Source organism: Ferrovibrio xuzhouensis (assembly GCF_042648965.1).
In the GTDB taxonomy this organism is placed as follows: domain Bacteria; phylum Pseudomonadota; class Alphaproteobacteria; order Ferrovibrionales; family Ferrovibrionaceae; genus Ferrovibrio; species Ferrovibrio xuzhouensis.
The window spans coordinates 107,300-120,846 of sequence record NZ_JBHRYJ010000003.1; the positions used below are offsets into that span (position 1 = coordinate 107,300).

Annotated in this window: 15 protein-coding genes; 7 read left to right on the plus strand and 8 right to left on the minus strand. The window is 67.0% G+C overall.

The genetic code is table 11. The features are described from left to right. Positions 1 to 86: 86 nt before the first annotated feature. From metC to ACFOOQ_RS14225, 3 genes are read left to right on the plus strand one after another with little or no spacing between them, the layout of a single operon-like run. On the plus strand, positions 87 to 1,268 hold the full coding sequence (metC, locus tag ACFOOQ_RS14215) for a cystathionine beta-lyase (RefSeq protein WP_379727807.1): 1,182 nt from the start codon (positions 87 to 89) through the stop codon (positions 1,266 to 1,268). Further along, a complete protein-coding gene (locus tag ACFOOQ_RS14220) occupies positions 1,265 to 2,131 on the plus strand; it encodes a GNAT family N-acetyltransferase (RefSeq protein WP_379727809.1) in 867 nt (288 codons plus the stop codon). Before metC ends, ACFOOQ_RS14220 begins: the two co-directional genes overlap by 4 nt. A gap of 5 nt (positions 2,132 to 2,136) precedes the next feature. Next, positions 2,137 to 2,892, plus strand: a complete 756-nt coding sequence (locus ACFOOQ_RS14225; RefSeq protein ID WP_379727810.1) for an enoyl-CoA hydratase — start codon at positions 2,137 to 2,139, stop codon at positions 2,890 to 2,892. 11 nt (positions 2,893 to 2,903) lie between these two features. Here ACFOOQ_RS14225 and ACFOOQ_RS14230 read toward each other — a convergent pair whose 3' ends face one another. The 8 genes from ACFOOQ_RS14230 to ACFOOQ_RS14265 form a co-directional block, all read right to left on the minus strand. Beyond that, the gene (locus ACFOOQ_RS14230; protein WP_379727812.1) at positions 2,904 to 3,398 is read right to left on the minus strand and encodes an aminoacyl-tRNA deacylase; all 495 of its coding nucleotides are present in this window, start codon (positions 3,396 to 3,398) and stop codon (positions 2,904 to 2,906) included. Positions 3,399 to 3,565: 167 nt separating this feature from the next. Then, positions 3,566 to 4,054 (minus strand): Fur family transcriptional regulator, encoded by a 489-nt coding sequence (locus ACFOOQ_RS14235; protein ID WP_379727814.1) that lies wholly within the window; start codon positions 4,052 to 4,054, stop codon positions 3,566 to 3,568. Between the two features lie 102 nt (positions 4,055 to 4,156). After that, positions 4,157 to 5,017, minus strand: a complete 861-nt coding sequence (locus ACFOOQ_RS14240; protein WP_379727816.1) for an alpha/beta fold hydrolase — start codon at positions 5,015 to 5,017, stop codon at positions 4,157 to 4,159. Then, entirely contained in the window at positions 5,014 to 6,093 is a 1,080-nt protein-coding gene (locus ACFOOQ_RS14245) for a branched-chain amino acid ABC transporter permease (RefSeq protein WP_379727818.1), read from the minus strand. The genes ACFOOQ_RS14240 and ACFOOQ_RS14245 overlap by 4 nt, the downstream gene beginning before the upstream one ends. A gap of 16 nt (positions 6,094 to 6,109) precedes the next feature. Next, positions 6,110 to 7,129, minus strand: coding sequence for a branched-chain amino acid ABC transporter permease (locus tag ACFOOQ_RS14250; RefSeq protein WP_379727820.1), 1,020 nt, complete (start codon positions 7,127 to 7,129; stop codon positions 6,110 to 6,112). Further along, complete coding sequence (locus tag ACFOOQ_RS14255) at positions 7,126 to 7,851, minus strand: ABC transporter ATP-binding protein (RefSeq protein WP_379727822.1); 726 nt, start codon at positions 7,849 to 7,851, stop codon at positions 7,126 to 7,128. Before ACFOOQ_RS14255 ends, ACFOOQ_RS14250 begins: the two co-directional genes overlap by 4 nt. Beyond that, positions 7,848 to 8,627, minus strand: coding sequence for an ABC transporter ATP-binding protein (locus ACFOOQ_RS14260; RefSeq protein WP_379727824.1), 780 nt, complete (start codon positions 8,625 to 8,627; stop codon positions 7,848 to 7,850). Before ACFOOQ_RS14260 ends, ACFOOQ_RS14255 begins: the two co-directional genes overlap by 4 nt. 61 nt (positions 8,628 to 8,688) lie before the next feature. Further along, entirely contained in the window at positions 8,689 to 9,897 is a 1,209-nt protein-coding gene (locus tag ACFOOQ_RS14265) for a substrate-binding domain-containing protein (protein WP_379727826.1), read from the minus strand. Between the two features lie 304 nt (positions 9,898 to 10,201). Between ACFOOQ_RS14265 and ACFOOQ_RS14270 the strand changes: the two genes are divergently transcribed. Genes ACFOOQ_RS14270 through ACFOOQ_RS14285 form a run of 4 tightly spaced genes read left to right on the plus strand, consistent with a single transcriptional unit; the run spans position 10,202 to position 13,537 of the window. Beyond that, on the plus strand, positions 10,202 to 10,849 hold the full coding sequence (locus ACFOOQ_RS14270) for a TetR/AcrR family transcriptional regulator (RefSeq protein WP_379727828.1): 648 nt from the start codon (positions 10,202 to 10,204) through the stop codon (positions 10,847 to 10,849). Beyond that, complete coding sequence (locus ACFOOQ_RS14275) at positions 10,846 to 11,625, plus strand: enoyl-CoA hydratase/isomerase family protein (RefSeq protein WP_379727830.1); 780 nt, start codon at positions 10,846 to 10,848, stop codon at positions 11,623 to 11,625. Before ACFOOQ_RS14270 ends, ACFOOQ_RS14275 begins: the two co-directional genes overlap by 4 nt. 23 nt (positions 11,626 to 11,648) lie before the next feature. Continuing rightward, positions 11,649 to 13,151, plus strand: coding sequence for an acyl-CoA synthetase (locus tag ACFOOQ_RS14280; RefSeq protein WP_379727832.1), 1,503 nt, complete (start codon positions 11,649 to 11,651; stop codon positions 13,149 to 13,151). Further along, positions 13,148 to 13,537, plus strand: a complete 390-nt coding sequence (locus tag ACFOOQ_RS14285; RefSeq protein ID WP_379727834.1) for a MaoC/PaaZ C-terminal domain-containing protein — start codon at positions 13,148 to 13,150, stop codon at positions 13,535 to 13,537. The genes ACFOOQ_RS14280 and ACFOOQ_RS14285 overlap by 4 nt, the downstream gene beginning before the upstream one ends. The last annotated feature ends 10 nt before the right edge of the window (positions 13,538 to 13,547 follow it).

Consider the following 13,547-nt stretch of genomic DNA (forward strand, 5'->3'; position numbering starts at 1 on the left):
CGCAAGGCCCGGGCCTTCTCAGGGGGCCGGGCCTTCTCAGCACGCCCGGGCTTTGCGATAGTCGGACCCAGCAACCGGAGTCCGACATGAAAGACGAAACCAAGCTCGCCACGCTGGGCCGCGATCCCGACGGCCACCACGGCGCCGTCAATATCCCCGTCTACCGCGCCTCGACCATCCTGCAGCCCGACCTGAAGACCCTGAAGCAGGTGCAGGCGGCGCGGCTGCGCGACGAGCAGGTGACCTCCTACGGCCGCATCGGCACGCCGCTGACCTATGCCTTCGAGAACATGCTGGCCGAGCTTGAAGGCGGCTATCGCGCCATGAGCTATCCGTCGGGCGCGGCGGCCTGTTCCGGCGCCATCCTCGCCGTGGTGAAAAGCGGCGACCATATTCTGGTGACCGACAGCGCCTACGGCCCGACCCGGCATTTCTGCGATACCCTGCTGAAGAAGATGGGCGTCGAGACCACCTATTTCGCGCCGACCATCGGCGCCGGCATCCGCGACCTGCTGCGGCCCAACACCACGCTGGTCTTCCTGGAATCGCCGGGCTCGCTGACCTTCGAGGTGCAGGACGTGCCGATGATCTGCGAGATCGCCCACAAGCATGGCGCCAAGGTGGCGCTGGACAACACCTGGGGCACGCCGCTCTATTTCAAGAGCTTCAGCCACGGCGTCGACATCTCGGTGCATGCCGCGACCAAGTATATCGTCGGCCATTCCGATGCCATGCTGGGCGTTGCCATCGCCACCCGGGAGATGTGGGCCGAGCTGCGCGACAGCACGCGCGCGCTCGGCACGGCGGCCGGGCCCGACGAGGTCTATCTCGGCCTGCGCGGCCTGCGCACCATGGCGGTACGCCTGCCCCGCCATATGGAAAGCGCCATCACCATTGCCGACTGGCTGCGCGGCCGGCCGGAAGTCACTGCCGTGCGCCATCCCGCCCTGCCGCAGGACCCGGGCCATGCGATCTGGAAGCGCGACTTCCTCGGCGCCTGCGGCCTGTTTGCCTTCGAACTCGACCGCAAATACGGCGAGGAGGCCGTGGCCGCCTTCGTCGATCACCTCGACCTGTTCGGCATCGGCTATTCCTGGGGCGGCTTCGAGAGCCTGGTCACCGTGGCGATGCCGCACCAGATGCGCACCGCCGAGCCGTGGCGCGACCATGGCCCGCTGCTGCGCCTGCATATCGGCCTGGAAGCGACCGACGACCTGATGGCCGACCTGAAGGCGGGCTTCGAGCGGTTGAACCAGACGCAGGGATGACCGCTGCCGTCCGACTGCTGGCCGCGGAGGACCGGCCAGCGCTGGATGCGTTTCTGCAGGCCCATGCGCCGCGGGCGATGTTCCTGCGCGCCAACCTCGCCCACAGCGGTCTGGTCGATGGCGTGCATCCCTATCAGGGCCGCTATGCCGCCGCCTTTGCCGGTGATGCCATCACCGGTGTCGCCGCGCATTACTGGAACGGCTTCGTCATCCTGCTGGCCGGTGACCATGCAGCCGTGCTCGCCGCCACGGCCGCCGCCGGCCGCCATGTTGCCGGACTGATCGGCCTGCCGGCGGAAGTCGCCGCGGCGCGCGCGGCGCTGGCCGCCCGTGACCGGCCGGTCAGCGTCGACAGCCGCGAGGGACTCTACCGTCTGCCGCTGGCCGGGCTGCAGGTGCCGCCGGCCCTGCTGGACGGCCGGGTGCACTGCCGCCCGGCGGCGGTGCCCGACCTGCCGCTGCTGGCCGGCTGGCGCTTCGATTTCGATGTCGCGATGAACGGCGCGACGGAGTCTGCCGCCGCGCGGGCCCATGCGCAGGAGATGGTGGAACGCTGGGTCGCCGAGGGCAGCCAGTTCGTGCTGTGCGACGGCAACCGGCCGGTCGCCGGCTGCTGTTTCAACGCCACGCTGCCCGACATGGTGCAAATCGGCAATGTCTGGACGCCGCCGGAGCTGCGCGGCCGCGGCCATGCCCGCGCCGTGGTCGCCGGCGCCCTGCAATACGCCCGCCACCGCGGCGTGACGGACGCCATCCTGTTCACCGGCGACGACAATCATGCGGCGCAGCAGGCTTACGTGGCGTTAGGCTTCACGCGGATCGGCGACTATGCCATTTTGCTGTTCGCCGACCAGGGAGGCTGAAAACAATGTCCGAGATCGTCACCCAGACCAGCGATGGCGTGCTGACCATCACCATCAACCGGCCTGACAAGAAGAACGCGCTGACCCAGGCGATGTATGGCGCCATGGCCGATGCGCTCGAAGCCGCCGAGACCGATGCCGCCGTGCGCGCGGTGCTGATTGCCGGCGTGGCCGGTGCTTTCACGGCCGGCAACGACCTGCAGGATTTCCTCAGCAATCCGCCGCGCGGCGAGAATGCCCCGGTGTTCCGTTTCCTGCGCGCCATCAGCAGCGCGTCGAAGCCGCTGGTCGCCGCGGTCACCGGTGTCGCGGTCGGCGTCGGCTCGACCATGCTGTTGCACTGCGACCTGGTCTATGCCGCCGAGAGTGCGAAATTCTCGTTCCCCTTCGTCAATCTGGCGCTGGTGCCCGAGGCCGCCTCGTCGCTGCTGCTGCCGCGCATGGTCGGCTATCACAAGGCGGCCGAGATGATCCTGCTCGGCGAGCCTTTCGACGCGGCTGCTGCGGTGGCCAGCGGCATCGCCAACGCGGTCTGCCCCGATGAATCGGTGGTGGCGACGGCGCTGGCCACGGCGCGCAAGCTGGCCGCCAAGCCGCCGACCTCGCTGAAGCTCAGCAAGCAGCTGATGAAGCAGGCCAAGCCGGACGTGGCCGCGCAGATGGCCGCCGAGGGCGTGTACTTCTCGGCGCAGTTGCAGTCGGACGAAGCCCGCGAGGCAATGACCGCCTTCTTCGAGAAGCGGCCCCCCAAATTCAACTAGGCGAAATTCGGCTAGGCGGCCCTGTCGGCCGGCCGGCGATCCCGCTGGCCGATGCGGCCGTAGCGGGCGTCATGCTGCAGCCGGGCGAAATCCTCGCCCTTCACATGCACCAGGCTGCGATGGTCGCCGCCCTCGAAATAGAGGTCGAGCTGGGCGTCGAGCTGCTCGTCGACCACCATGTCGATGCCATAGGCGTCGCCGACCGGCGGCAGCGCGCCGCGCGCGCAATCGGCGAACAGCTCGGCCGCCTCGGTCTCGCTGGCGAGCCCGACCGGATGCTTCAGCAGGCGCGCGACCCTGCCGAGCTGCACATGGCAGGAGGCCGGCACGGCGACCAGCACATAGCCGTCCTCGTCTTCCAGCAGCACGGCCTTGACCACGCTGTCTTCGGAAATTCCCGTGGCATGGGCGGCGGCGCGCATGGTCACCGCCGGTGCATGCTCGAGGATGTCGTAGGCAATGTCATGTCGCTGCAGGTAATCCTGCAGACTGGCTGCGATGGCCATGGCGCCCTCCCGTCAGCAGATGCGTGTCTGGATGGACGGCGGCAGGCATGGGGCCGGCGCCGTCCATGGTTGCGGCATCAGCCTACACCGGACGGAACAACCCGGCCAAATCACATTGCAGATCAGGAGAGCGCGGGTTTTCCGCGGAGATCAGGGCTTTCGCCGTTTCACACCCGGCGGCAGTCCCGGCACAGGCCGACCACCTCGATGGTCTGGCGCTCGACCTGGAAATCCAGCGCCTTGGCATCGGCCTGGATGCGGGCACTGAGTTCGGGATCGTTGATCTCGATGGCGGTGCCGCAGGTCTTGCAGATGAAGATGTCCTGCTGCACGGCATGGCCGGGCTCGCTGCAGCCGATGAAGGCATTCAGGCTCTCGACCCGGTGCACCAGGCCCTGCTCGACCAGGAAGTCGAGCGCGCGGTAGACGGTCGGCGGCGCCACCTTCTGGCCCTCGCCACCCATCTGCGCCAACAGGTCGTAGGCACCGGCCGGGCGATGGCTCTGCCAGATCAGTTCCAGCACGCGGCGGCGGATCGGCGTCAGCTTGGCGCCGGTGACGGCACAATGGGCTTCGGCACGATGCAGCGCATCGGTCATGCAGCTGTCGTGGTCATGGCCGTGGCCATGGGCGTGAACGTGGACGTGACTGGCCATCGGCAGGTTTCGGGCCCCAGGGACTGGCTTCGGCGGTTATTGCCTCCCCAATATAGGGGAGCCCCCTGCCCGGGCCAACCCGTGAGGGCAGCCGGCCATGGGTCAGCCGGCCAGGAACTCCGCCACCAGCGCGATCTGCTCGGGCGTATCCAGCGCCGGGGCATGGCCGATACCGGGGATGTCGATCCGCCGCGCCTTCGGGCCGCGCCGGGTCATCTCGGCAGCGGTCTCCGCCGCCAGCAGGTCGGAGACGGCGCCGCGAATGAGAAACGTCTTCGCCGTGATCAGATCGTAGAGCGGCCAGGCATCGGTCGGCGCGTCGGGTGCCTTCGGTGCCGCCGTCTGGCGTGCCAGCACCGCCGCGACCTCGGGGTCGGTGTGCGGCGTCAGCCGGCCGTCAGGCAGCCGCCGCAGCGAGGTCTCGACCAGCTTGCGCCAGCCGGCATCGGTGGCAACGCCGAAGGCGGCATAGATCTCGCGGAAATAGGCTTCCGCCTCGGGCACCGTCGTGAAGACCGGCGGGTTGCCGGCATATTGCAGGATGCGCTGCACGGCACCGGGCGCGATGGCCGGACCGACATCGTTGAGCACCAGATGGCTGATACGGTTCGTCAGCGCGGTGGCGGCCGCCACCATGCCGACCAGTCCGCCCATCGAGGTGCCGACCCAGCGGACGCTCTGCAGCTTCAGCTGGTCGAGCAGCTCGACCGCCTGCCGCGCATAGAACGGCACGGTGTATTCCGCGTCCGGCTTCGGGCTCCATTCGCTCAGGCCCCGGCCGATGGTGTCGGGCGCCAGCAGGCGATACCGGGGGCTGAGCGCCGCCGCTAGGTCGTCGAAATCGCGGGCATTGCGGTTCAGCCCGTGCCACAGGATCACGGCGGGGGCGTCTTCGCGGCCCCAGTCGAGCAGATGGACGTTGCGGCCGCCGAGGGTGAGATAGAGCGAACGGGGCGTGGTCATGAGCGCATCTGCCGCAGCTTGCCGACGATGCCGGCGGGAAAGAAATAGACGCTGAGCACGAACAGCACGCCGAGCCAGAGCAGCCAGCGGTCGGCCTGGAACAGCACCGGCAGCACCGGAATGCCGGCGCCGGCCAGCGCGTCGCTGAGTTCGCCCATCAGCACCTGCAGGTAATTCTCGGCGAGAATGAAAATGGTGGCGCCCAGCACCGAGCCATACAGCGTGCCCATGCCGCCGATCACCACCATCAGCAGGATGTCGATCATGATGGCGAAGCTGAGCGTGGTGTCCGGCCCGGTATAGCGCAGCCACAGGGCCATCAGCACGCCGGCCAAGGTCGCCATGCCAGCCGACAGGCAGTTGGCGATCGAGCGGTAGACGACGACGCGATAGCCCAGCGCTTCGGCGCGGAAGTCATTCTCGCGGATCGCCTGCAGCACCCGGCCGAAGGGCGAGTTGACCACGCGCAGCGCCAGCAGAAACAGGATCAGCGCGGCGAAGAAGATCAGGTAATAGGTGATGATCTTGCCGTTGATGCTGACATCCAGCACGCGCTCCTGCACCAGCCGGAAGCTCGGGCGCAGCAGCTCCGGCACCTTGTAGCTGCGGCCGTCCTCGCCGCCGGTGAGTTCATTCAACTGCGAGGCGAGAATGGCGAAGGCCGAGGCCACCGCCAGCGTGATCATGGCAAAGAAGATCGCGCGGACCCGCAGGCTGAACAGGCCGATCAGCAGGGCGAGCGCGGCGGCCAGCAGGATCGCGGCGAGGATGCCGAGACCGAGCGCGCCCCAGGTCGGACTGAAGCTGTACATGGCCACCGCGACGCCATAGCCGCCGATGCCGTAGAACATGGTATGGGCGAACGAGACGATGCCGGTATAGCCGAGCAGCAGGTCGTAACTGGCCACCAGGATGATGAAGATGCAGATCTTGGCCGCCACGTTGAGCGGCTGGCTGCCCGGGAACACGAAGGGCGCGAAGGCCAGGCAGACGAGAATCACGACGAGCGCTGCGGCCAGCGGTTTCGAGCGCGGATAATCACCGGACAGCAGGGAATGCAGCAGGTTCTTCGGCACGATACGCCCTCCCGCCCTACCGCTTGGCCACGGGGTAAAGCCCCTGCGGCCGCCACAGCAGGATCACCACCATCAAAAGAATGCTGGAGAACAGCGCCAGCTTGGGCAACAGGAACCCGGCGTAATTGGCCACCAGCGCCACCAGCAGGGCGCCGATGAAGCAGCCGCCGACCGAACCCAGCCCGCCGATGATGATCACGATGAAGATCAGCACGTTGACCTCCATGCCCATGTTGGCGGTCAGCGTCTGGCGGTAGAAGGCCCAGAGCACGCCGCCGAGCCCCGCCAGTGCCGAGCCGGCGACGAAGACGCCGACGAACAGCCGGCGGATACGGTAGCCGAGCGATTCCACCATCTCGGCATTCTCCACGCCGGCGCGGATCAAAAGCCCGATGCGGGTGCGGTTGAGCACCAGATACATCACGCCGAAGACAAAAAGGCCGAGCACCACGGCGATGACGCGATAGCGTTCCATGGCGGCATCACCGATGACGATGGAGCCGCGCAGGCCTTCGGGCAGGCGCAGCGGGATCGGGCTGGCACCCCAGATCACATGGATCATCTGCTCGGCGACGATCATGCCGCCCATGGTGATCAGGATCTGCTTGAGATGCTGGCCGTAGACCGGCCGGATCACCAGCCGCTCGAAAGCCCAGCCGAGCGCGCCGGTCACCAGCATGGCCACCGCGATGCAGGCCAGCAGCACGCCGATGTTGAGCCACAGGCTTTCCGACGCCACCCAGCCGGCCAGCGGACCGAGCACGATCAGGCTGACATAGGCGCCGAAGGAGATGAACACGCCATGGCCGAAATTGAGCACGTCCATCAGGCCGAAGACGAGGGTCAGGCCCGACGCCATCAGGAAGATCATCATGCCCATGGCGAGCGCCGCCACAGTGAGCGTCACCCAGGTCGAGAAACTGCCGACCAGCGGCAGCGCCAGCAGCATCAGCAGCGGCACCAGGGCAGCCGGCAGCCAGTCGGTCTTCAGCTTCGGCAGGCTGGTGGTTTCGGTGGAATCGGCGGCGGCAGTCATTGGTGCGCCTCCATGCTGAGGCCGAGCAGTTTCTGCTGCAGGGTCTGGTCGGCGGCCAGTTCCGCCATGGCGCCATGATGGACGATGCGCCCGTCATCCATCACGACGACGCTGTCGCCCAGCAGCTTGGCGGCCATGAAATTCTGCTCGACCAGCAGGATGGTGGCGCCGGTCGCCTTCAACTCGCGAAACGCGGTGATCATGTTCATGATGATGGCCGGCGCGAGCCCCTTGGTTGGCTCGTCGATCAGCAGCAGTTCGCGCGGCTCGACGATGGCGCGCGCGATGGCGAGCATCTGCTTCTGCCCGCCGGACAGCACGCCGGCGGCCTGGTTCCAGAATTTCTCCAGCGCCGGGAACAGGCCGAAGATCCATTGCAGGCGTTTCACATCGAGGTCGCCGCTGCGGGCCGCCAGCAACATGTTCTCGCGGACCGTGAGGTCGGCGAAGATGCCCATATTCTCGGGGACATAGGCAATACCGGCCTGGGCGATGTCGGGTGTCGGCAGCGCGGTGATGTCGCGGCCGTCGAACTGCACCTGGCCCTTCGAGGCCTGCCACAGGCCCATGATGGTGCGCAGGGTCGTGGTCTTGCCGGCGCCGTTGCGGCCGAGCAGCATGGTGAGTTGGCCGCGCGGCACGGCGAAGTCCACGCCATGCAGGATATGGTAACGGCCGATATGGGTGTGCACGCCCTCGAGGCGCAGCAGCGCGTCGGTCATGGCGCCGCCTCCAGCTTTTCGGGCATCACGCCGAGATAGGCCTCCTGCACCACCGGCGAGGCGATCACCTCGGCCGGGTCGCCGTCGGCGACCAGCGTGCCGTTATGCAGCACGATGATGCGGTCGGCCAGCGAGCGCACCACGTCCATCTTGTGTTCGACCAGCAGCACGGTCTTGTTGCCCAGTGCCTTGATCCCGTGGATCAGCTCCAGCACGGTCGGCACCTCGTCGACCGACATGCCGGCGGTCGGCTCGTCGAACATGAAGATGTCGGGCTCCAGCGCCAGCAGCAGGGCGACCTCCAGTTTGCGCTGGTCACCATGCGGCAATGCGCCGGCCATGGCGTTGCGCTTGTCGAGCAGCTTCACCGCGGCCAGCAGGCTGTCGGCCCTGTCGATCAGGTCACCGCGATGGCTCCACAGCTGCAGGAACTGCAGGCCGGCGCCGGCCCGGCTCTGCACGGCGAGGCGGACGTTTTCCATCACGGTCAGGTTCGGGAACAGGTTGGTGAGCTGGAAGGCACGGCCCATGCCCCGCTTGGTGCGGGCCGAGGCGCTCAGCCCGGTCACGTCCTGGCCGCCCAGCAGCACGCGGCCGGCGGTGGCTTTCAGCTGGCCGGAGATCAGGTTGAAATAGGTGGTCTTGCCGGCACCGTTCGGCCCGACGATGGCGGTCAGCGTGCCGGGATGGAAGGCACAGCTGACGGCATTCACCGCGACATGGCCGCCGAAGCGGATCGTCAGGTCACGGGTCTCGAGGGCGGGCGTGGCGGACATCGGATTCTTCTGGCAGGAAAAGGCCGGGGCGGCAATGCCGCCCCGGCCGGAGGACACGAACTCAGCGCTTGTTGCGGATCGGCAGCGGCATGGCCGATTCCGGAATGGTCTCGACCAGATCGAGCAGGTCGAAATCGTTCTTGCCGTTGGCCTTGACCTTGAAGTGATACATCTGCTGCATCGCCTGGTGGTCTTCCTTGCGGAAGATCATGGTGCCCTTCGGCGTGTCGAAGGCCATGCCCTCCATGGCGGCGATCAGCTTGTCGGTGCTGGTGCCGCCCGCCCGCTTGATGGCGGTCAGCGCGGCCGAAGCGGCAGCCATGCCGCCTGCGGTGAAGAAGTCCGGCGGGGAATTGAAGCGCTTCATGTGCTCCTTGACCAGCCAGTCGTTCATCGGGTTCTTCGGGAAATTGTAGTAATAATAGATGGCGCCTTCCATGCCCGGATAGGGCTTGTACAGCTTCATCACCGGCAGGATGTTGCCGCCCGGCGCGATCTCGATGCCGTAACGCTCCGGCTTGAGGTCGGCGATCTTGGGCAGCGGATGCGGACCGGCCCAGATGATCGAGATGATCTTGCGGCCCTTCTTGTCCTTCAGCGCGTCGAACATGCGCTGCGCGGATGCCGTGAAGTCGGCGGTCTGGGTCGGGGCGTATTCCTCGAAATCGACCTTGACGTTCGGCCGCAGGGCGGCGAGCGCTTCCTTCAGGGCCTTCACGCCATCGCGGCCGAAGGCGTAATCCTGCGCCAGGGTGGCCAGATGCACCTCGCCCTCCTTCGGGAAGGCGGCGGCGGCGGCATAGGCATCCTGGGTCGAGTTGCGCGAGGTGCGGAAGATATACTTGTTCCACTTCTCGCCGGTGATGGCGTCGGCCACCGCCGGCTCGACGATCAGGATCTTCTTGTATTCCTCGGCGACCGGCAGCATGGCGAGCGCCACGCCCGAGCCGGTGGTGCCGACGGCGAGATCGACATCGTCATCGCTGTAGGCCTGCTCCAGCAGCGACTTGCCGAGATCGGGCTTGAGCTGGTCGTCCTTGAGGATGACCTGGATCTTGCGGCCGTCCCAGGTCATGGAACCGCGCGTCATGTATTCGAGGCCCATCATGAAGCCGGTCTCGGTCTGCTTGGCATAGGCCTCGAGCGGACCGGTCTTGCTGGTGATCAGGGCGATCTTCAGGTCTTTGGCCGCAGCCGGCGCGGCCATGCCGAGCAGTCCGGTGGCGGCCAGTGCGACGGCCAGAGCCGCCGTCTTTGTCATGCGCTGCATGTATCCTCTCCCTTGCGACGATGCGGACGGAATTCGACCGGTTGCAGCCGGCCGGAATCGACGATGGAGCTGCGAATGCAAGCATGCGAGATGCTGGTCATCGGCCTCCTCCCTCTGTGACGGCCCGGGTGGTCCCGGTGCCGGAACCGGGCCGCCGTCCGATCGGTCGGCCCGAAAACATGACAGTTGATTCATGTTTGAGATATTCGTAGCTTCGCCGGAAAGGCCCGTCAAGCCGCTTTCCAGCTTCCTGTCACTTGACAGCAGGCGGATGGATCGGCGAGACCAATATGACAACTGATTCATGTCGAGCATGAACCCGAGGAAACGCGCCCTGCCGCTGCCGAAAACCGGTCGCGGCGAAATCACCCGCCGCAAGATACTCGATGCCGCCAAGCGCGAGATCGGCCGGCGCGGCTTTGCCGAAGCCTCGGTCAGCACCATCACCACCGAGGCCGGGGTTGCTCAGGGTACGTTCTACATCTACTTCCGCAGCAAGGAAGACGTGATGCGCGAGCTGGTCCTGCATATGGGCCGCATGCTGCGTCATCACTTGACCGAGGCGACCGCGGCGGCGACAGACCGCATCGATGCCGAACGGCTGGGTTTACGCGCCTTTCTCGATTTCGTGCGCCGCAATCCCGACCTCTACAAGGTGGTGGAGGAGTCGCAGTTCGTCGACGAGAAGGTCTACCGCCAGTATTACACCGAATTCGCCAAATCCTACCGCATCGCACTGGCAGCCTCCGAGAAGCGCGGCGAGATCGCGCCGGGCCGCAACGGCCATACCATCGAGGTGCGCGCCTGGATGCTGATGGGCATCGCGGTCTTCCTCGGCCAGCGCTATGGCCTGTGGGACCCGAAGGTGCCGCTCGACCCCATCGTCGAGGCCGCCACGGGCATGATCGCCCATGGCCTGCTGCCCGTCCCGGCGGCCACGAAATCCCGATGACCGCCGCCCCGCTTGCCGTGCTGGAACGTGACGGGCCGGTGGTGCGGCTGCGCCTCAACCGGCCGGAGCGCCACAACAGCCTGGTGCCGGACCTGCTGGATGCCCTGCTGCGCGCGCTCGACACTGCCATGCGCGATCCGGCGATCGGCGTACTGGTGCTGGAAGCCGCCGGCCGCAGCTTTTCCACCGGCGGCGATGTCGCCGGCTTCTTCGACACGCCGCGGGACCGACGCCGCGCCTATGCCGAAGCGGTGGTCGGCGGGCTCAACCGTGTCATCCTCGCCCTGCTCGATCTGCCCTGCCCCGTGGTCGGCCGCATCCACGGGCCGGTGACCGGCGGCTCGCTCGGCCTGCTGCTCGCCTGCGACCTGGTGGCCGTGACGCCGCAGGCCTTCCTGCAGTCCTATTACACCGAGGTCGGCTTCAGCCCCGATGGCGGCTGGACGGCAATGCTGCCAGCCCGCGTTGGCGAGGCAGCGGCACGCGAAATCCAGCTGCTGAACCGCCGTGTGCCGGCGGAAGAGATGGTCAGGCTCGGCCTCGCCACGGCACTGGTGACCGAAGACATGCTCGACGCCACGGTTGCCGGCTGGACGGATGCGCTGCTGGCGAAGCAGCCCGGTGCCGTGGCGGCGACGCGTCTGCTGCTGCGGCCCGTCGCGCAAAGCGGCCGCATCGCCGCCGGGCTCGAGACTGAAAAGCAGGCGTTCATGGTGCAGATCGAAACCGAGGAAGCCCATCGCGGCATGGCGCGGTTTCTCGGTCGCGCCCCATAACAAGAAAAGCCGGGAGGGGTCCCATGCAGATCGTCTTCGACATCGCCGCCCGCCGCGCCGAGCTGACGCCCGACAAGCCGGCCTTCGTCGACCTACCGACCGGCGCCGTCACGACATACGCCACCCTGCATGAACGCGCTGGTCGTTTCGCCGCCTGGCTGCAGGATCGCGGTATCAAAGCAGGCGACCGGGTGGCCATCCTGTCGCTCAACGCCGTGCCGTTTTTCGAGATCCTGTTCGCCTGTGGCCGGATCGGCGCCATCCTGGTGCCGCTGAACTGGCGCCAGCCGGCGCCGGAACTCGGCCCCATCCTGCAGTCCTGCGGGGCGAGGCTGCTGATCCACGATGCCGAGAATGCGGCACTCGCCACGGCCCTGCAGGATGCCTGCGGCACCGCGCTGCTGTCTTATGCCGACTACGAGGATGCGGTGGCCGCCACTGCACCGCGCCGCTTCGAGACGGCATGGCCGGCCGGCCGCATCTGGTACATGCTCTACACCTCGGGCACCACCGGCCAGCCCAAGGCGGTGATCCAGACGCCCGGCATGGCCTATGCCAACGCCATCAATATCGGCCAGGCCACCGATCTCGTCTCCATCGACACGACCCTGAATTTCCTGCCGCTGTTCCATACCGCCGGCATCAACCTCTACACCCTGCCGGTGCTGATGCACGGCGGCTGCGTGCGAGTGTTGCGCAAGTTCGAGGTCGACCCGGTGATGGCGGAAATCCGCGCCGGCCGCTGCACGGCATTTTTCGGCGTGCCGGCGATCTACCAGGCCATCAGCCTGCACGGCGATTTCACCACCACGGATTTCTCCCGGGTGCGCAGCTGGGGCTGCGGCGGCGCGCCGCTGCCGGCGACACTGATCCGGCTGTTCGCCGGGCGCGGCGTGAAGGTCTGCAACGGCATGGGCATGACCGAGACCGGGCCGACGGTCTTCCTGATGGACGCCGCCCATGCCGAGGCCAAGATCGGCTCGGTCGGCAAGCCGCAGATCCTCGCCGAAGTCCGTGTGGTCGATGACGACGGGTCTGTGCTGGAGGACGAAGACGCCGGCGAACTGCAGATCCGCGGCCCCGGCATCACGCCCGGCTACTGGAACAACGAGGCGGCGACAAAGGCCGCCTTCACGCCGGACGGCTGGCTGAAAAGCGGCGATGTCGCCCGCCGCGATGCCGACGGCTATTACTATATCGTCGACCGCATCAAGGACATGTACATCTCGGGTGGCGAGAACGTCTATCCGGCCGAGGTCGAAATCGTCATCTATAAATTTCCCGGCGTGCTGGAATGTGCGGTGCTCGGCGTGCCAGACGAGAAATGGGGCGAGGTCGGCCGCGCCTGCGTGCTGCCGCGCCCCGGCGAGACCGTCGATGCGGAAGCCCTGCGGGCCTTCTGCCGCGAAAATCTCGCCGCCTACAAGGTGCCGCGTTTCATCGACATCGTCGAGGATTTCCCGCGCACCGCCGCCGGCAAGATCCAGAAACACCTGTTGCGCCAGCACGCCGGAAAATCCGCATGACCACGAGCCCCGCCATACCCAGCCTCAGCCTCGACCGCAGCCTCAGCCAGTCCGACTTCGACCTGTTCGCACAGGTCAGCGGCGACAACAATCCGATCCATGTCGATCCGGATTTCTCGGCCCGCACGCGGTTCGGCCGCACCGTCAGCCACGGCATGCTGCTCTATACCGTACTGTGGGGCATGGTGCAGCGGCTCTATCCCGGCGCGCGGCAGGCCGGCCAGGCGCTGATGTTCCCCAATCCCGCCTATGCCGGTGAGCCCCTGCGCTTCGAGGTCACCGAGATCGCCGCCCTTGGAGATACGCACCGCCTCACCACGCGGGTCACCCGCATCGCCGACGGCGCCGTGACGCTGGACGGCGAAACCACCATCCGGCTGCCGTGAGGAGGATGCC